16 protein-coding genes are annotated in these 18,319 nt (G+C 37.1%); 9 read left to right on the plus strand and 7 right to left on the minus strand.

The window, feature by feature from the left end:
* Positions 1–538: 538 nt before the first annotated feature.
* The gene (locus PGN18_RS03685) at positions 539–1,174 is read left to right on the plus strand and encodes a hypothetical protein (RefSeq protein ID WP_335318007.1); all 636 of its coding nucleotides are present in this window, start codon (positions 539–541) and stop codon (positions 1,172–1,174) included.
* 224 nt (positions 1,175–1,398) lie between these two features.
* Here the strand turns inward: PGN18_RS03685 and uvrA are convergent, their stop codons facing one another.
* Together uvrA and PGN18_RS03695 are read right to left on the minus strand one after the other, a co-directional pair.
* The gene (gene uvrA / locus PGN18_RS03690) at positions 1,399–3,897 is read right to left on the minus strand and encodes an excinuclease ABC subunit UvrA (RefSeq protein WP_335318008.1); all 2,499 of its coding nucleotides are present in this window, start codon (positions 3,895–3,897) and stop codon (positions 1,399–1,401) included.
* Positions 3,898–4,620: 723 nt separating this feature from the next.
* Positions 4,621–4,989: a helix-turn-helix domain-containing protein gene (locus tag PGN18_RS03695; RefSeq protein ID WP_335318009.1), complete on the minus strand. Its 369-nt coding sequence runs from the start codon at positions 4,987–4,989 to the stop codon at positions 4,621–4,623.
* 182 nt (positions 4,990–5,171) lie between these two features.
* Between PGN18_RS03695 and PGN18_RS03700 the strand changes: the two genes are divergently transcribed.
* The 4 genes from PGN18_RS03700 (at position 5,172) to PGN18_RS03715 (ending at position 8,517) form a co-directional block, all read left to right on the plus strand.
* Positions 5,172–5,399, plus strand: coding sequence for a hypothetical protein (locus PGN18_RS03700; RefSeq protein ID WP_335318010.1), 228 nt, complete (start codon positions 5,172–5,174; stop codon positions 5,397–5,399).
* Positions 5,400–5,474: 75 nt separating this feature from the next.
* Positions 5,475–6,380: a grasp-with-spasm system ATP-grasp peptide maturase gene (gene gwsG, locus PGN18_RS03705; RefSeq protein ID WP_335318011.1), complete on the plus strand. Its 906-nt coding sequence runs from the start codon at positions 5,475–5,477 to the stop codon at positions 6,378–6,380.
* Positions 6,381–6,565: 185 nt separating this feature from the next.
* Positions 6,566–7,645 (plus strand): grasp-with-spasm system SPASM domain peptide maturase, encoded by a 1,080-nt coding sequence (gene gwsS / locus PGN18_RS03710; RefSeq protein ID WP_335318012.1) that lies wholly within the window; start codon positions 6,566–6,568, stop codon positions 7,643–7,645.
* A 350-nt stretch (positions 7,646–7,995) separates the two neighbouring features.
* On the plus strand, positions 7,996–8,517 hold the full coding sequence (locus PGN18_RS03715; RefSeq protein WP_335318013.1) for a hypothetical protein: 522 nt from the start codon (positions 7,996–7,998) through the stop codon (positions 8,515–8,517).
* Positions 8,518–8,634: 117 nt separating this feature from the next.
* Here the strand turns inward: PGN18_RS03715 and mnmE are convergent, their stop codons facing one another.
* Positions 8,635–9,993 carry a tRNA uridine-5-carboxymethylaminomethyl(34) synthesis GTPase MnmE gene (mnmE, locus tag PGN18_RS03720; RefSeq protein WP_335318014.1) on the minus strand — a complete coding sequence of 453 codons (1,359 nt, stop codon included), beginning with the start codon at positions 9,991–9,993 and terminating at the stop codon, positions 8,635–8,637.
* A gap of 217 nt (positions 9,994–10,210) precedes the next feature.
* Between mnmE and PGN18_RS03725 the strand changes: the two genes are divergently transcribed.
* On the plus strand, positions 10,211–11,335 hold the full coding sequence (locus PGN18_RS03725; protein WP_335318015.1) for an AI-2E family transporter: 1,125 nt from the start codon (positions 10,211–10,213) through the stop codon (positions 11,333–11,335).
* Positions 11,336–11,415: 80 nt separating this feature from the next.
* Here the strand turns inward: PGN18_RS03725 and map are convergent, their stop codons facing one another.
* The 3 genes from map to PGN18_RS03740 all read right to left on the minus strand — a co-directional run bounded on the left by map (position 11,416) and on the right by PGN18_RS03740 (position 14,247).
* The gene (map, locus tag PGN18_RS03730) at positions 11,416–12,216 is read right to left on the minus strand and encodes a type I methionyl aminopeptidase (RefSeq protein WP_335318016.1); all 801 of its coding nucleotides are present in this window, start codon (positions 12,214–12,216) and stop codon (positions 11,416–11,418) included.
* 196 nt (positions 12,217–12,412) lie between these two features.
* Positions 12,413–13,012 (minus strand): Crp/Fnr family transcriptional regulator, encoded by a 600-nt coding sequence (locus PGN18_RS03735; protein WP_335318017.1) that lies wholly within the window; start codon positions 13,010–13,012, stop codon positions 12,413–12,415.
* A gap of 173 nt (positions 13,013–13,185) precedes the next feature.
* Complete coding sequence (locus PGN18_RS03740; protein ID WP_335318018.1) at positions 13,186–14,247, minus strand: helix-turn-helix domain-containing protein; 1,062 nt, start codon at positions 14,245–14,247, stop codon at positions 13,186–13,188.
* Between the two features lie 431 nt (positions 14,248–14,678).
* Between PGN18_RS03740 and PGN18_RS03745 the strand changes: the two genes are divergently transcribed.
* A complete protein-coding gene (locus PGN18_RS03745; protein ID WP_335318019.1) occupies positions 14,679–14,858 on the plus strand; it encodes a histone H1 in 180 nt (59 codons plus the stop codon).
* 96 nt (positions 14,859–14,954) lie between these two features.
* Here the strand turns inward: PGN18_RS03745 and PGN18_RS03750 are convergent, their stop codons facing one another.
* The gene (locus PGN18_RS03750; RefSeq protein ID WP_335318020.1) at positions 14,955–15,680 is read right to left on the minus strand and encodes a LytR/AlgR family response regulator transcription factor; all 726 of its coding nucleotides are present in this window, start codon (positions 15,678–15,680) and stop codon (positions 14,955–14,957) included.
* Positions 15,681–16,432: 752 nt separating this feature from the next.
* On the opposite strand from PGN18_RS03750, the gene PGN18_RS03755 reads away from it, so the two are divergent.
* Both PGN18_RS03755 and PGN18_RS03760 read left to right on the plus strand, forming a co-directional pair.
* Entirely contained in the window at positions 16,433–17,056 is a 624-nt protein-coding gene (locus PGN18_RS03755) for an RNA polymerase sigma factor (protein ID WP_335318021.1), read from the plus strand.
* A 143-nt stretch (positions 17,057–17,199) separates the two neighbouring features.
* A complete protein-coding gene (locus PGN18_RS03760) occupies positions 17,200–18,318 on the plus strand; it encodes a FecR family protein (protein WP_335318022.1) in 1,119 nt (372 codons plus the stop codon).
* Position 18,319 lies beyond the last annotated feature (1 nt).

Here is an 18,319-nt window from a genome sequence, read left to right on the forward strand (position 1 = left end):
CTGCGGATTTGTCTCCATAATAGTTTTGTTAACTGCGTTTTATTGTTAACAATAAAAATATGGGATAGGTTTTTTAAATTTGTGTGGGGAATAAGGAATCAGGTGTGTTGAAGGTGCGGTATCTTAGGTGTGAATATGAGGGTGCAATGCCCTGTTGCCCGCTGGGCGGGAGATAAACAATTTGATCCTTCAGAATGGACCTTTTGAAAACGTGACAAATGTAATAGCAATAGATAAAATTTGTTACTTTTCGTACAGTAAACGGGCTCGCAGTTAATTTTTTGACTATGCAAAGAGATGTTAGCTAAAAAGGAGAATACCTGTTCCGCATATTGCGAAGTACGCAAACTTTCCAGACTTTTGGATAGAATGGTGTAAACTTGAATACAATTCAAAAAGCAATCACCTATTTGCAAAGTGCTCTTTATCAAAGGATCCCTGTGTTGGCAGGAGTGGACGCGTTTGCTGGTTCCTCCAATACTGATAACGTAACGGATCACTTTGTGCTGATAGTTGGAAGTGGGGATAGATCCGGTAAATGGGAATTATTTTAATTTTTATGATTCATCTACCAATAACTCAACCAAAAGCACAAGTGATCCAAATCGGTTGTATTATAATTCAACTACTTATAAAATTAGTGGACCAGCTCAGGCGGGTTATACCTCACAATCATCTACTTCAGGGCACGACTACATTGTTACACAAGAAAGAAAAAGTGTTCCTAAACTTTAATGACATGATCAAGTTTTTTTTTACCCTAATGATTTTACTGACATCAGCTCTATCATTCGCTCAGAACACGGGATCCTGTAAAATCTTAAAAGAACTGCTTTCCAATCAGAAGAAATCGGTTACGGTCCTGGCCCAGAAAATAGCGAGTGTCAAGGTACATAAGGGGCCTTTGTTGAAAAAAATAGCGCTACAAAATGGATTGGACATCAAGAAGATTAGCTACTGTGGGCAAATTATTATTGAGGGCTGTAGAGATACAGTTGTATTAGTAAATTTGGATAATTCTTCATTTGCGTTTAATGCGGTTAGCAAAAGTGGGAATGAGCTATTTAAAGTGGTGATTGTTGCATTTCCCAACCCATCAAGTGCTTACAGCGGACCTTATGTGATGATCGATAAAATTATACCTCGTGACTACAAAAATGGGCCTGTCAACTAATTATATACTTTCATTATCTGCTGGCTTTATGAATCAAATCCCTCCCGGGTTGAACATCAGATTTTAATTAATTGCTTTACTAAAGAGAGCTTTTCGTATTTACATTATTGTATATGAGCATCAAGTTTGGATAGGTTTTATTTTGATCTGCTGTATTAATCTGGGATCTATACTGATTTGGGTGGATTACTCATCCTTTCTAAAGCACGGGTTAAGATTATTGTTTAGGGGTTTTTATACATTTTCAGATACTTACCGGTTTTACTGTCTGATTGTTTGCATAGTGCTTCGGGTAGGCCCGAAAATACAATCTTTCCGCCCTGGTCCCCGGCATCTGGTCCAATATCAATGACCCAGTCGCTTTGTGTGATGACCTGCATATCATGCTCCACAACAATTACGGTATTCCCGCTATCAACGAGCCGGTTCAGCTGTAAGAGCAGCCGTTCAACGTCGGATGGATGGAGCCCGGTCGTGGGTTCATCAAGGATGTAAAGAGAGGAGCCTTTGCTATTTTTTTGCAGTTCAGTGGCCAATTTAATGCGCTGTGCCTCTCCGCCGGATAGTTCAGTTGCGGACTGCCCGAGCCTGAGGTAACCCAGGCCAACCTCACGTACTATATCCAGGCCCTGGTAAATTTGCAAGTCTTCATCGAAAAAATTACAGGCCTGTTCGACTGTCATTTCTAGAACTTGGGCAATATTTTTATCTCTATAAGTCACATCTAAAGTTTGAGGATTGTACCGTGTACCTCCACAGGCCGGGCAGGGGGTGTATACACTCGGCAGAAACAGTAATTCCACCATAACAAATCCTTCACCCTGACAATTTGGGCAGCGGCCCTTGGCAAGGTTAAAAGAAAAACGTCCGGCGTCATACCGCTTTTTTTTAGCTGCTGGCGTGTCGGCGAAGCGTTTGCGTATATGGTCGAAAAGTCCGGTATAGGTAGCAAGGTTTGATCTCGGTGTTCTGCCAATGGGACGCTGATCGACGACAACCAATCTGGCTATCTGATCGGCTCCAGCGACGATTTTTCCTTCGGCAGGCTTCGAGTTACTGGATAATGAGCCTTCCTCTGTGGAATCGCTGGGGTTTTCAGTTTTGATTCCCAATTGCTTGGAAAGTAACTCTACAAGTACCTGGCTGACCAAAGTGCTTTTTCCTGAACCTGAAACGCCCGTTACACAGGTCATTACGCCAAGTGGGAAGTCGATGTCCAGATTCTTCAGGTTGTGTCTTCTGGCTCCACGGACGGCGAGCGCCCCTATGGAGGTTCTTGGTTGGTGCTCGGGACGGCTGGCTGTGTCTGAAAGGTATCTTCCAGTAGCGGAGGCCGAACTTTTCTTCAGGCCCGAGACCGTGCCGCTGTAGATAATTTGCCCGCCCTGCTCTCCTGCGCCCGGGCCGACATCAATGATCCAGTCTGCGCGTTTGATCACTTCTATTTCGTGCTCAACGATAAAAATGCTGTTCCCCGCACTTTTTAGTTTATCCAGTATGCTCAATAAAGCTTCGGTATCAGCAGGGTGCAATCCTGCAGAAGGCTCATCAAGCACATAAACGACACCGAAAAGATTGGAGTGCACCTGTGTGGCCAAACGCAAACGCTGTAATTCCCCGGGGGAAAGGGTTGGGGTACTTCTATCCAACGTGAGATAACCTAAACCAAGTTCCAGCATCACACTAATTCTGGAACGGATGTCTGTTGAAATCCGTTCTATTACCAACTGTTTTTCTTCGGGTTTTAGAGGTTTTTGATTTATGGCTGATTCGCTGAAAAGCTTTGAAAGTTCTGCTAATGTCATTCCGGAAGTTTCTGCAATATCTTTGCCTTTGAATTTCACAGACAGTGCTTGTTTCTTCAGCCGCTTACCTGAACAAACCGGACATATCTTGCTGATCATATATTTCGAGACTCTTTTTTTCATGAGTTCCGACTGGCTTGATGAAAATGTTTTCAATACGTAAGCCCTGGCACCAATGAAGGTGCCCATATAGTCCGGCGAACGTTTTTTGGCAACTGCTAAAGCGGTTTCCTCTGGTGAAAGGCCTGGATAAACCGGTGCTGTAGGTGTCTCTTCAGTGAACAGTATCCAATCCCTTTGCTTTTTGGGTAAATCTTTCCATGCGGTATCGATATCGAAGCCCAGAGATACCAAGATGTCCCGCTGGTTTTGCCCCTGCCAGGCCCGTGGCCACGAAGCAATTGCGCCCGCCCTGATGCTAAGCGTATCGTCCGGTACCATCGTTTGCTCATTTACCTCAAAAACACTTCCCATGCCATGACACTCAAGGCAGGCACCCTCAGGTGTATTAGGAGAGAAGCCCTCTGCATAGATAATGGATTGACCGGGCGGATAGTCTCCGGCACGGGAGAAAAGCATTCTGAGCAAGTTCGATAAAGTGGTTACGCTGCCGACCGAAGATCTGGTGGAGGCTCCGGAACGCTGTTGTTGGAGTGCGACTGCGGGAGGCAATCCTTCTATGGAGTCTACTTCTGGAACATTCATCTGATTGAAAAGCCTGCGCGCATAAGGGGAAACGGATTCCAGATAGCGTCGCTGTGCTTCCGCATAGAGCGTTCCAAACGCCAGGGATGATTTTCCAGATCCTGAAACTCCTGTAAATACAACGAGTTTATCCCTTGGGATCTCGAGGGAAATATCTTTCAGGTTATGTTCTCTTGCGCCCTTTACCTTGATTACATTTGCCTTTTTCTCCATCACTTATGAATTGTATACCATTACCAACAGAAATCAGCGATCCAGGTTTGGTAAAATCTAAAATCACTTTTGCACGCCTAGATAAATTATGCATTCAGACTTCATTGTTTTTTTTCCGCTAAATTTAAGCACTGCCGGTATATTTTATTGGAAATTCAAGCCCCCTTGTACTGTTTTTTGTTTCGGTAGGCACATTTTGGGTTTTTTGGATTAATCATGCGGTTTGAGGTTGATATTCCAGGCAGGATCTGATGTTGTGTCAGGTGTTCTATTGACCATTTTCGGAGAAGTTCTGAATCAACGGATTGTAGCGGTCCCTTGATCCTTGGGCGTGACGCCAAATGTTGCTTCCACACTTGGGATATGATGATTCTGAATGAGAATCCGATCGGGTAGGTTGGCTTCTGCGAAGTCTTTTTAATAGGCATGCAGTTTGGCCATGGGAAGTAATTGACCTTACTGTTTTCAAGGGGTTGATAATACTTGTTGGCAAACTGTTGGCTATAACGGGTATGATGTAAAACCTGCTACTTTTAACTCTAAAATCGCCTTGACCAAAGATGTTCGCATCTGCATCACCGATTCCTGTATATGCTTGTTGAATTCGTTTTTGAAGTAATCTATAACAATCAATTCAAAGGTCAGCGCGGATAATTAACACAGCACCCTCGTGAATTGTATAAAAGTTCTGTTAAATTAAAATGTCTCATTTTTTATAACCGTTTAGTTTATCTTCAGCATATTTCGTAAAAAATGAATTTCTTTTTTAAGTTCTTCTATGTTCTTGTCTTTATCCTCCAGCCTTTTTTCATATTGCTCCTTCAGTTCTTCAGAAAAATTTTTTTTGTTGACTACAGCATTCTCTCTTTTCTCGTTATGGTGATTAAAAACAATACCGTTCTCTGCCAACCAGGATAAAATATCTACTCCCAAAACAGTTTCTATTTTGGCTAAATAATCCAATGAGGGAAGACCCTTATCACTTTCCCAGTTGGAAACTGTTTTTTGCGTTGTTTTCAAAATGAGCGCCAGTTCTTCCTGGCTCATTCTGTTATTTTCTCTTGCTTGCTTAAGCTTTGCACCTATTACCATATTTGAAAGAAGAATAATTTAGAATTTTTTTTCTAAAAATTAGAAAAACGTGTTATAAAAATATCAAATCTAATTGTATATATTCGTTGTATAGAAAGTAAATTAAATATTACAAATAATTTTATTGTTACCTACAAATGCCTTTAATTTAATTCAAATTTTATATCTAAAGCAAATCAATTATGAAAAATTTAAATTCTTTTAGGAAGACAATTTCTTCTCTTGAAAACAAAAAATTAAAAGATCTTCAATCTATTCAGGGTGGTAAATCTGTTATCAGATCTAATGTTGATTGTGGTGATGGATGTGCAGAGTGGGATGTATATTCAGGGCCTAATGGAACCGGACAATATTTAGGAAGAAGAACATTGTCGGTAGGAGTTCCTGAAGGTAGTTTCGATGTGAATTAAATCCGTTATTTTTCAAAAAAAATTAAACCGTTTTCATCTTTTTGAAACGGTTTTTTTATTTTCCCTATTGTCTACATGATATTGATATTATCTGCGAATAAAGATTTTACTACAAATGAAGTTATTAAATGGCTTCATATTTTTGATAAAAAGTATATCAGGGTTCATGAATTTGAATTATTTGAAATTAAAGTAATTGATCAAAAAATTTTGCTTAAAAGTCAAAGGAATTCATTTTACATTGATGATATTACTAGCGTTTGGTTTAGAAGAGGGGGGATAAAATTTAATCGATTACAGTTTCAAAATGATTCTGTTAATGAGATTATGAATGAAACACAATTTTGGTTGGAAGATTATGTAATAAAAAAATTAGAATCAAAAAGACATATAAATAAACAAAGTAATAACCGCACTAATAAACTGTTAATTTTAGAAAAAGCTGTAGCGGCAGGATTAAATGTACCATCTTATTTTCTGGCTGACACTACTGATAATATAAATCTGGGGAAAACAATTACCAAATCTATTTCTGAAAATATAATTGTTAAGTCTGCCTTTGACGATTTTGATGGAATTTTATATACTTCCATAATAGATAAGCATGAAGATGAAGTATTTTTTCCAACATTTTTTCAAGAAAAAGTTGAGAAAGAATTTGAAATCAGATGTTTCTATTTGAATGGGAAGGTTTGGTCATGTGCAATATTTTCTCAAAATGATGAACAGACAAAAATAGATAACAGAATCTATAATTATGGAAAGCCCAATAGAAATGTTAGATATACCCTACCCCCTGAAATACACGATAAAATTTGTATTTTAATGACTGATCTGGATTATAATTGTGGTTCAATTGACTTTATAAAATCAATTGATGGAAAATTCTATTTTTTAGAAGTCAATCCTGTAGGACAATTTTTAGGAATATCCGATATGTGTAATTATACACTGGAAAAAGAAATAGCTGATTATCTCTAATATATGGAAAATAGAATACTATCTGAAGAAAAGAATAAGCTTCCTCTTAACTTTAAATATCTCAACAAATTGGGCTCAAAAAAATCAAAAGAATTGAATAACAAAATATTCTATGTCAAATGTGACAAATTCCAAACTGATTTTATGACCAGAGTAACTCCTTTCAAGGCTTTTACTAGAATGTTATGAAATATTTTAATTTATTTAGCAGCGTATTAATAACAAAAGGAGCTAGTAGAGTACTGATTTCTGATTTGGAAAGAAATGTATCAGAGTTACAGTCGCTTGATCTCTATGATTTAATTGAGGATCTTAAATTAAACTCAATTGAAGACGTTATTAAAGAATACGATCATGATTCCAGAGAAATTATTAACGAATATATCGACTTTTTATTAGAGAATGAATACGGGTTTATTTCCCATCACGATTGGGACAACAGCTTTAATCCTCTTTCTTTTGACTATAACAGTTCTGATGTGATAAGTAATCTATTTTTAGAATTGGATAATTTTTCCTTGTTGCATAAAATTAGATTATCAATGAACACTTTAAATATTCGATATTTAGTCATATATAGCATTCGTCCGTTATCAAAAGATGAGTTGAAAGAGATTGATTTTATTTTCGAAAATACCTCGTTGGAAGGCATTGAAATATATTGCCCTTATCATGATGAGATTAATGACGCTTTTCTTTTTGACCTTAGTAATAAGAGCAAGCGAATTTATAAACTGGTACTTTATAACTGTGATCAATTTACGTTTTCTACCAATGAAAACCTCAAATTTAGTTTAGAATATACAAAAGATGATATAACTATAAAAAACTGTGGAATTGTTGATTTGAAGTACTTTAATACAAACAATACCAAAATATTTGAGAGTAAAAATTATAATTCTTGTTTATTTAAGAAAATTGGTATTGATAAAGAGGGAAATATAAAGAATTGTCCGCTAATGCCAGATCATTTTGGAAACATCCATAATACTAGCTTAGAAAAAGTATTAGAAATGGCTGGATTTAAAAAATATTGGAATCTCACCAAAGATCATATAGAGATATGCAAAGACTGTGAATTCCGTTATATATGCACAGACTGCCGGGCCTTTACTGAAAAAACGCATCAAAATGAAGAAGGTTTAGATACCTCTAAACCTTTGAAATGTGGATATGACCCTTACACTGGAGAATGGAGTGAGTGGAGTACAAATCCACTAAAAGAAAAAGCAATGAAATACTATGATTTCAAAATCAACAAATAGATTACAGATTATATGTTATTAATTAGCTTTTAAAAGCTAACAATATTTAGCTTTATTGGATAATTTTTGCTGCTAATATTTTTTCTAATAGACGCTGTCATATTTCGGTGCGTCGATTCGGAAAAAGTTCAAAAGCATCCTCATTTAAAATATCTCCTTTTTCAAGCCATAGATAAAGGATTGTTATAAAAACATATCGATATTTTTTTGGAATCTCATCTTTATGGAATAATTTAAGGATTTGCTATAAGCGCGACTATAAATTTCTAAAAATTTTAACTTGATCAATGTAACTGCATAACAAAACCAAATAATACATTCACATCAACAAAATTAAAACCTTATCCATAATGAAAAAAGTTATACCGTTAGTTCATCTTTTAATGTTATGCATTTTTACAATGGCAACTGCTCAAACCCGGTTGGATAGTATTAAGCTATATCAAGCTGCACTAAGGCATATGCAGTTGGCCAAATTTGTGAAAATAGTCAGACCAACAACAAACAGACAGCTTTATCATAACATCAATCTATCTAATCCTTCCCTAAATACTTTAGATACAACCAACACCAAATTTTGGCATAACAAAGATTGGAGTGAATTCCTCAGTAAAATAGATACTTCGGCGATTAAAGAATACACACTCAAAACAGACCGTAAATCTTGGTTTAAAACTTTTAAACAAAGCGGCAGTAGAAAGATAATTTTATCCTTTTCTCCAATCGCTTTCAACAACAGAAATAATAAAGCATTATTTGTAATAAGCTACCAAGGTGCAAACTCCGGAGGTGCAATTGTATCAGCATTCTTCGAAAAGTTAAATAGTACGTGGGTGATTAGAGATGTCTTGCAGTTGGCTTTACTAGACTAATCTGGCTATTGAAAAAATGAATTTATGTTTAATAAAACGAAAAAATCAGTAGGAAAAGAAAATGGTTCTTTGTTTAAATAACAAAGAACCACGATTCGGCTAATGAAAGCAAGTAGTCTATTTACCGATACAAAACTTCGTAAAAATATTTTCCAACAAATCATCGGTAGTTACGGTTCCGGTAATTTCACCCAGATAATGCAGGGCCTGTTTAATATCCATAGCCAGAAAATCAGAGGTTACCGGATTATCTACATTGGACAAAACCCTTTGCAAGGCATGTTCAGTTTGTTTTAAGGCCTCAACGTGGCGGATATTGGTAACTAAAGTCTCGCTGGTGTTAATATGATGTAAATTAACCTGCTCCAGTAAAGTGTTTTTTAATTCATCAATACCTCGTTTCTCCTTGGCTGATATAAAAACGATGTTTAAGGCTTCCAAAGCTTTGCGCTGTATATCATTAAGGAGTTCGGCCTTATTAACCAAAACTAAATAGGGGATACCCAATTGGGCTAAACCGCGGATTTGTTCTTCGATTTCGGCAGTGCTTTGTGCCGCATCGGCCATGTATATGATCAGTTTGGCCTGTTTCATTTTCTCTAAGGTGCGTTCTACACCTAAAGCTTCAATAATATCGGCTGTATCGCGGATTCCAGCCGTATCGATAAAACGGAAAACAACGCCGCCAATGGTAAGTTCATCTTCAATGGTATCGCGTGTGGTACCTGCAATGTCGGAAACGATGGCCCGTTCTTCATTCAGGAGGGCATTCAGTAGGGTAGATTTGCCGACATTTGGTTTACCTGCAATTACAATGGGCATACCATTTTTAATTACATTTCCCATTTCGAAAGAGGAGATTAATCGTTGTAAAACGTAATTGATTTTGTTTACCAGATTTTTTAGCTGTTCGCGGTTGGCAAACTCTACATCTTCCTCCGCAAAATCAAGTTCAAGTTCAATCATCGAAGCAAAATGGATCAATTGTTCGCGTAAACCTTTTAGTTCGTTGGCAAAACCACCACGCATCTGTTGCATGGCCACATCATGCGAAGCCTTGGAATTAGAGGCGATTAAATCGGCAACAGCTTCTGCCTGACTTAGATCGAAAGCACCATTCAAAAAGGCACGCAAGGTAAATTCACCAGGTTTGGCCGCCCGGGCACCTTTGCTGATTAACAGGTTAATAATCTGTTGAATAATGTAGTTAGAGCCATGGCAGGAAATTTCGACCACATTTTCTTTTGTATACGATTTTGGGGCAACAAATAAACCCGCTACCACTTCATCAATGATATGGTCGCCATCTTTAACCAGGCCAAAATGTAAAGTATGCGAGGCCTGCTTTTCCAAATCTTTTCCAGCAAATACGGTATTGGTCAATAAAATAGCCTCTGGACCAGATAAACGAATTACGCCAATGGCACCAGAGCCAGAAGGAGTGGATAAAGCAATAATGGTATCTTGATTGTTCATATGTGGTATTAAAGCTGCAAAAATAAAGCTAATCTACGGGGATATGGTGTAAGGGAAGTAATTTTTTTAAGCGTTGGTTAATCAGTCAATTGTTTAATCGGTCAATTGGTTCCAAACTGATGCCCGCCACCAAATGCAAAGCCCCACATGCAAAGCAATTATTTAAAACATTTCAACCCTGCCTTGTGTTTAAATCTCAAAATCAGAATAAGCTTTTATGACGAATAATTTACCCCTAACTGTAAAACGATCAATAGAATTATTGGGACTGATTGCCATTGCAGCTGTAATGGTTATTGGACGAGACATTATCATGCCGATATTGATGGCTTTTTTCATCAGTATTATGCTGTTACCTGTGTATCGCTTTTTAAAAAGAAAAAAAGTGCCCGAATCGTTAGCCATTATCTTACCTATTTTGTTGGTGGCCTTGTTTGTGGCTTTGATTATTTGGTTTTTTTCGAACCAGATTGGGATTTTGGTTAAAGATTTTCCCCAGATAAAGGCCAATGTTACCCAGCATATCAACTCACTAAGTGATTGGATCAGTCGCATTACTCATTACAATGATAAACAGCAAAAAGCCTTCATCCAGGCCAAAAGCGACGATTTGATGAATATGGGTACCTCAATGGCTGGTGGTGCTGCGGTTACCTTAAGCGGCATCTTTGTGTTTATCGGTCTGTTGCCTATTTATATATATCTGATGCTCTTTTATAAAGACATCATACTGCGCTTCATCTTTATGTGGTTTAAAGCAGACGATCATCCAAAAGTTAAGGAAGCCATTTATGAAACAGAATCCATCATTAAAAGTTATTTGATCGGCCTGTTAATTCAGATCACCTATATGACTATTTTGTTGGGCGGGATATTAATGTTGGTGGGTATCAAACATGCCCTGTTAATTGGAGTAATCTTTGCCATCTTGAACCTGATTCCTTATGTCGGCGCATTAATCGGTAACGTGATAGGAGTGTTGCTAACGCTCACCTCATCGCAGGAATTGTGGCCGGTGCTCACCGTTTTAGGAGTGATTGCTTTTGTTCAGTTTTTGGATAATAACATCCTGATGCCACGTATAGTAGGCTCAAAAGTGAAAATAAATGCTCTATTTGCCATCCTTGGGGTATTTATTGGTGGCAGCATAGCGGGTATATCAGGGATGTTTCTTGCCTTGCCAATCGTGGCGGTATTGAAAATTATCTTCGATCGTACAGAGTCATTTAAACAATGGGGTGTATTACTAGGAGACGAACGCCCGGCCAGAAGTCCGATGACTTTCCCTATTTTTAGGAAGAAAAAACCTGTGGCTACCAAATCAGGAATTGAGAAAGGGTAGCTTTTTGATGGAAATTATATAGAAAAGTAAAACGCAAGGGATCTAATCTTTACAAGATCTTCTTGCGTTTTACCTTACATTTAATAATAAGTAGTATTGAGGTTGCTGTTTTGCTTTTCTGCAGCCTCGATAGGAGTATAATCAGAAAGAATAAGTGCCTCGCCCTTTTTAACACATACATCGTGTTCAAAATGTACTGACGGACTACCGTCTGCCGTCCTGATTGTCCACCCATCTTCGTCCAGAAACACATCTTTTTTACCCATGTTGATCATCGGTTCAATGGCCATTACCAGGTTTTCTTTCAATAGTAAACCAGTACCTTTTCTGCCGTAATTAGGTACTTGTGGATCCTCATGCATCTCTTTACCCAAGCCATGGCCAACCAGGTCTCTCACCACCCCGTATCCCTGCTTTTCGTTATGAGTTTGAATAGCCGCACCAATATCGCCGATGCGTTTGCCCACAACAGCTTCCTTAATTCCAAGAAAAAGTGATTCTTTAGTTGTTTTAACCAAGTTTAATATCGCTGGTGATACTTCACCAATGAGGAACGTATAGGCATGATCGCCATGGAAACCATTTTTAATCGTACCTACGTCTACAGAAATTATATCGCCATCCTTTAATTCATCTTTGGTTGGAAAACCGTGTACAACCACATCATTTACAGAGGTTATGATATGAAAAGGAAAGCCATTGTAATTGTAAAAGGAAGGTACAGCTCCGTTATCCAGTATAAATTCGTTGGCAACCCGATCTATCTCTAAGGTAGTAATGCCTGGCTTTAATATTTTAGCTACTTCTGCAAGAGTATCGCTCACTAACAGCGCACTAATCCGCATCAGTTCTACTTCTTCGTTGGTTTTATATAAAATCATTGCTGCAAATTTAACAAAAGAAGTTGAATGGGTGCTATGTTTTATTTGAGTGTGCTTATGATTAAAATAACTTAACGCTTTCCATGTTCATTTTTTGTAACTGTTATGGTAAAAGCTATTGATTAGCGGGAAAGCTAAGAATTTGTATGTATGTTGGTATTATATCTGTTAGACTTTGCATTAGTTGCAAATTAAATTATTGATCTTTGGGTAAGGCTTTATTCCGGAGTCTGCTCATCGTTTCTCCACGTACTCCAAGGTAACTGGCCAGATAACGCTGTGGTATTCTGTCGATGTCCAGGCCGCTATCCTGAAGTTTACGGTAGCGACCAATAGCTTTAGGGATACGTGAAAGAATAGCGCGCTCTGAAGCTGCGTAGTGATGACGTGCCAACAGCTTTCTGCCAATTAGGTTGGTCTCCGGGTAGTTATTATTCAGCAGGTCGATTAAGTCGTATGGAATGCAGATGAGCTGGCATTCTTCTAAGGCCTGAAGATATTCTATAGAAGGACACGTCTGCTGATCAGGATTGCGTATTGCACTTATAAATTCATTTCCTAAACTGAACCAGGTACTGATATCTTTTTTACCATCACGAATGAAGCCACGTACTAGTCCGTTTACTAAAAAATATAAAAAAGCATTACTATCTATAGGAGAAAGAATATATTTATTTTTCTTAACATGAATAAGCTTACAGCATTTTTCATGTTCGCCTTTAATGACATTAGATATAGGACAGATTTGCTCGAGATAATCAAAAAGGGGGCGTAAAAATGAGGTTGAATAAGGCATAGTTAGTGCTTGTGTTAGTTTTGGCAACGGATTTAAGCATACTCGCTCAAATAGACATATAGCTATAACGATCTGGAACCAAAGGTATCCTGTTTTTTATTTAGTACTACAGAATATGATGTTTGTAATCTCTAACGATACGATAGTTAGAGTAAAAATGGTTTTACAGCACATTAATGGCTTATTTCTCGAGCGAAATAAGCCCTTGGCATCAAACCTTTTTCCTTTTTAAATGCATTATAAAATGTGGCCTGGCTTTTAAAGCCAGCTTCTGACGCAATAGCTTCGATGGTTATTTTATCCGACCTTAAAGGGTATTGTTTTAAAAAATAATCAACTCGGTAACCGTTTATCCAATCGCGGAAATTTTTACCGATCTTTTTGTTGATCACAAATGAGCAGTGGTGGATCGGCATATTAAGTTTTGCGGCAAGATCAATAATCTGAAAATCGTGAAGGCGGTAAAGCTCTTCCCTTTCCATTATTTCTTTCATGGCAAAAGCATAATCAGCCAGTTGTTCATCTAGCAGGTTAATTTTTTTTGCTGTTGAAGAATTACGTATCGGATTATCTGCCGTTAATGGAACAAAGATATGATCAGTACCTGTTTGTTCGGGTGTAGATTTTTTAGTCCAGTCTACCGCCACAAGCAAATAACCATAAAAAATATAAGGTTTATGAAGTGTATATAAAAAAATGAGCAGTAGTGCCAGGCAGTTAATTACGATAAAATAAGTATTAACATAGGAGATGTGTAAGCATTTTAGGATTATGGGTACCAAACCGAATAACTGAAAAAAAGTTGCAATCCGAAGAAAGAAGATAATCCATGTTCTGCTTTCGCTTTCCAGTAGTTGTTGGGGCTGATCTTTCAGTTGCATTACTGCAATCCATGTTGCGCATAAATAGCTAATTACCAATAAAGGCCTAAAGATGTAATGAAAATACGGTGGAAAAAGACCAGTTTTAGCATTTAACGAAAAGTAACCATTATAGGCTAATTGAGTGCCTACTAAATTCCAATCAGTTGAAGTAGAGATGTGCCAGGGGATAACATGGATAATGGCCAATAGCGCAGGCACAAAATGAAGCCACTCTACACTTTCCAAACTTCTACGATCTTGAAGAAAGCCGGTAATGTATAGATAAAAACAAGCTGGAGCAGCATAATAAAACGGTGTAAAAGTTTGATGAAAGATGGCTAAAGTATAGGATTGCTCAGTTTTAAAGAGCAATGAGGTGATGATCTGTCCAAATCTTGCAAAAAATATAACTGAAAGTAATATGTTTAATAATCTATTCCCTCTTTGAGCGAAAAAAAGATGTATAGAGAATAAAAGTAAGAATAAACAAGTGGTACTAATGAGAAGGTTTAACGACTGCATATTTGCAGGCAAGATAAGAGATAATTACAACATTAAATTGCATGATTTTAACTTCTTAATGATGAATTTTGCAACATTAAAATGAACATCCTGTAATCAAATGCGAGTAACCGGTAATTAACTCTTGTATTTTCATTCGGTTTTATTATCGCTTGCAATATTGATGTGGCATAAACGTTTGTTTAATTTATAAAAAGCAATAGTTTTGCGGCCCGTTTATTGTTGACGGAAAGGAATATTATTTATTAACGGATGTGATGTCATCCTATAAAACAAAAATTATGGACAAATTTAAAAAAGTGCAAGATTTGATCTCTTCTGTTGAAGCAGATGTAACTAAATTTTATGATGGCGGTAACGCTGCAGCGGGTACACGTGTACGTAAAGCCATGCAAGATTTAAAAGTTTTAGCTCAAGAAATTAGAACTGAAGTAACAGATAAAAAAAATAGCGTAAAATAATTTGTTTTCGCATTAAACAGAAAGCTCATCAAGAATTAGATGGGCTTTCTTGTAGATATACGTATTTAAGTTTAATGCTTTAAGCTATAGTTAGCTTTACTTACTGCGTTTGCTGGTTACCAGTTTATCATTGAGAAAGTCACGGAAATCATTGTAGTAAAGGTCGCCCACCGTAAAGCTAGTGTAATTAGAAAGTGTTACCTTGGTACCTTCAACATGTAAAATATGATTGATGGAAATGATATAACCCCTATGCAGTTGAATAAAGCCTTTTTCGATGTTTAACTGTTCTTTAACATCTTTCAGACTTAAGTAAGAAATAATTACTTTTTCTTTTGTGTGGATTTTGATGTAATTGTGAAAACTCTCAAAAGCTATAATGTCTGCATATCGAACCAAAACAGCTTTATGGGCTTCAGATTTATTTTTGACAAAGAAGTAGGTTTCCTGTTTAATATCTTCTATTTCGTCCCCAAAAACCCGGTTCAGCGTTAACGCAAATTTGGCATAACCATAAGGTTTAAGTAAATAAGCATCTGCCTCGGCTTCAAAAGCTTCAAAGGCATATTCCTCATGTGAGGTGGTAAAGATCAGTTTTCGGGTTTTGGAGCGGATTGCTTTAGAAAGTTCAATGCCTGAAAGCTGCGGCATTTGAATATCCATAAAAATCACATCTACCAGATCAATGTTTTTTAGCTCACTCAAAGCCGCCATAGGATCGGTGTAACTAGCCAAAAGTTCCATATTCGGAGTATCCGCTATGTATTTTTCAAGACCTAAGATTGAATTTTGCTGGTCGTCAATGGCTATACACCTAATCATTTATTAATCTTTTTTGTATATATAACGAATTTACACCTTTTTGCATTGAAAATAGAAAAATTATCCTGTAATACCTTTAATTTTCTTTTCAAGAGTGTATCTTAAATCCAAAAGAAAATTTTTAATCTGGGTAAAAACGATCAACTGGCCTGCTTAGGTCAGATTTTTTAAAATTACTGATCCTGAAAAAGAAACGAAATAATTTATTTTAAATTTAGAAGTAGAGAAATGTATCTTTTGTATGTAGATCTAAATTTTTCATATTGACGTATAAATGCTTGGATCGGAGGTCGAAATATTTGTCGGTACTGACTACAGATTTGATTACTATTTGCACGATCTATAACGGAAACACACCGATCTGTGTAAGCTGGCGTTGAAAATGAGAATAGAATGCGATATTAGTAGACAATGAGAAAATGCATGGATTTCAATACATGTCATATCACATTGATGAATAAATTAATAGCTGCCTATAAACAACATAGTATCTAAATTATCTCTCTTTCCTATCTAAATTAGCGCTCCTTTTTTAGATAGGATTTTTTTATCTCCTCAAGCTTTGGCTTAAGTTATCATATTTTTTGTTCTTTAGACAGCATGAGGCCATCTTCTAAATGTAGTTTCGACTTTAATTTTATTTGAGGCCTGCACCGAGCTCGACGAACTATCGAGATGCCTTTTACATTGAATGGGTATGTAAAAAATTGGAAACGTAAGGTTATTAGCGAGATAACGGACAATGTGATACAATGAAACCGATTGTATTGTATTATCTTTGTGTGATCTCTATGGGTATTTACCGATCATATTCTGATAGCAAATTGGCATACTTGTTAACTCAAGGTGATGAGCTCGCCTTTACCGAAATTTACAATCGGTTTTATGGATTACTTTTCATCCACGCCAGCAAGCGTTTAAATGATGAAGAAGAAGCAAAAGACGTACTGCACCAGTTGTTTGAATCACTTTGGGTTAAACGTGTACAGGTAGCCCCTGATGGCAATTTATCAGGCTATTTATATACAGCTGTACGTAACCGCGTGCTGGATGTATTTGCTCATCAAAAAGTAGAAAATAAATATGTAGATTCTTTGCAGGATTATATTGATCAAGATCATGTATTGACTGATTATATGGTGCGCGAAAAGCAAATGGCATTATTGATAGAGCAGGAAATTGATGCTTTGCCTCCCAAAATGCGTGAGATTTTTATTTTGAGTCGTAAAGAAAACAAATCTCATAAGGAAATTGCCTTGGAATTAGGTATTTCTGAATTAACGGTTAAAACACAGGTTAAAAAAGCCCTTCGAATTCTGAAATCGAGATTGGGTTTGGTTGTTTATGTTACTTTATTGTTTAAAAATTATCACTAACGTCCCATAAGTGTGATTAACTCATTCCTTTTTATTTGGTTGAGCCTGTTTCCGAAGAATTTTAAAAAAAATAACTTTCTGATACCCCCATACCTACACCTTCGCCGTATATACAATAATCAACCAAACAAACTTCTTTTTCAATGGAGAAAAATGCGAGAAAGCTTTTAGATAAGTACATTGCGGGTAATTGTACGCCCGAGGAGAAGTCCATTATTGAAGACTGGTATCATCAATTGCCTGTTGGAAAAGCAGCCCCCAATTATTCTTTAATAGCAGCAAGCAAGCAAGAAGTTTGGAAGAGGTTAAGCCTTGACAGTAAATCATTAAAATTGGTTATCGTTAAATGGGTTGCCATCGCGGCTAGCATAATTTTATGCCTTAGCGTTGGGTTATATTTTATTAAGCGACATGATTTGGCTCCTTTAACTGCTAAAAGATCGTTAAAAAACATTCTTCCTGGTGGAAATAAAGCGGTACTTACCCTGGCCGATGGATCTGTTGTCAACCTGGACGATGTAAAAACTGGTCAGATTGCGGATCAGAGCGGCATTGTGATTAGAAAGGCAAAAAACGGTCAGCTCGAATATATCATTAAAGAAATTCCGAATGGAACGGTAACAGGATCAAATACGATCGCTACACCACGGGGGGGACAGTATCAGGTAACTCTTCCTGATGGAACAAAAGTTTGGTTGAATGCAGCCACAACCCTAAAATATCCTTATGCTTTTGCAAAAAATGAAAGACTCGTAGAGTTAAATGGTGAAGCCTATTTTGAAGTTTATAAAGATCGTAGCCGTCCTTTTAGAGTAAAAACGGAAGCCCAAACGGTGGAGGTTTTAGGTACACATTTCAATATTAATGCCTATCGGGATGAAGCGATTGTGAAGACCACGCTTTTAGAAGGCGCAGTAAAAGTAAGTACTCCATTGAGCTCAGTAAATCTGCATCCGGGTGAGCAATCGCTATTGAATGCAACTAGTGATAGGTTATCGCTTAATGAGCAGGTAGATGTAGATAAAGAAATGGCCTGGAAAAATAATGTTTTCGCTTTCGATAACGAGGATCTGCGGAGCATTATGCGTCAAATTTCGAGGTGGTATGATGTAGATGTAGTTTATCAGGGCAAAATTACATCAGAAAAATACGAGGGGGAAATACCAAGAAATAGCAGCCTGGCAGAGGTTTTTGAAATATTGGAACTGAACCACGTTCATATTGATGCTAAAGGAAAAGTACTGACCATAAAAGGAAATTAAT

The organism is Pedobacter terrae (assembly GCF_036946585.1).
Lineage (GTDB): Bacteria > Bacteroidota > Bacteroidia > Sphingobacteriales > Sphingobacteriaceae > Pedobacter > Pedobacter terrae_C.

What these genes read in the sequence shown, in the direction of transcription:
- mnmE (WP_335318014.1), bottom strand. Translation starts at nt 9,993, where the DNA reads ATGAACAATCAAGATACCATTATTGCTTTATCCACTCCTTCTGGCTCT.
- PGN18_RS03735 (WP_335318017.1), bottom strand. Translation starts at nt 13,012, where the DNA reads ATGCCTTATTCAACCTCATTTTTACGCCCCCTTTTTGATTATCTCGAG.
- PGN18_RS03695 (WP_335318009.1), bottom strand. Translation starts at nt 4,989, where the DNA reads ATGGTAATAGGTGCAAAGCTTAAGCAAGCAAGAGAAAATAACAGAATG.
- PGN18_RS03745 (WP_335318019.1), top strand. Translation starts at nt 14,679, where the DNA reads ATGGACAAATTTAAAAAAGTGCAAGATTTGATCTCTTCTGTTGAAGCA.
- uvrA (WP_335318008.1), bottom strand. Translation starts at nt 3,897, where the DNA reads ATGGAGAAAAAGGCAAATGTAATCAAGGTAAAGGGCGCAAGAGAACAT.
- PGN18_RS03725 (WP_335318015.1), top strand. Translation starts at nt 10,211, where the DNA reads ATGACGAATAATTTACCCCTAACTGTAAAACGATCAATAGAATTATTG.
- PGN18_RS03760 (WP_335318022.1), top strand. Translation starts at nt 17,200, where the DNA reads ATGGAGAAAAATGCGAGAAAGCTTTTAGATAAGTACATTGCGGGTAAT.
- PGN18_RS03750 (WP_335318020.1), bottom strand. Translation starts at nt 15,680, where the DNA reads ATGATTAGGTGTATAGCCATTGACGACCAGCAAAATTCAATCTTAGGT.
- gwsG (WP_335318011.1), top strand. Translation starts at nt 5,475, where the DNA reads ATGATATTGATATTATCTGCGAATAAAGATTTTACTACAAATGAAGTT.
- gwsS (WP_335318012.1), top strand. Translation starts at nt 6,566, where the DNA reads ATGAAATATTTTAATTTATTTAGCAGCGTATTAATAACAAAAGGAGCT.
- PGN18_RS03715 (WP_335318013.1), top strand. Translation starts at nt 7,996, where the DNA reads ATGAAAAAAGTTATACCGTTAGTTCATCTTTTAATGTTATGCATTTTT.
- map (WP_335318016.1), bottom strand. Translation starts at nt 12,216, where the DNA reads ATGATTTTATATAAAACCAACGAAGAAGTAGAACTGATGCGGATTAGT.
- PGN18_RS03755 (WP_335318021.1), top strand. Translation starts at nt 16,433, where the DNA reads ATGAAACCGATTGTATTGTATTATCTTTGTGTGATCTCTATGGGTATT.
- PGN18_RS03700 (WP_335318010.1), top strand. Translation starts at nt 5,172, where the DNA reads ATGAAAAATTTAAATTCTTTTAGGAAGACAATTTCTTCTCTTGAAAAC.
- PGN18_RS03685 (WP_335318007.1), top strand. Translation starts at nt 539, where the DNA reads ATGGGAATTATTTTAATTTTTATGATTCATCTACCAATAACTCAACCA.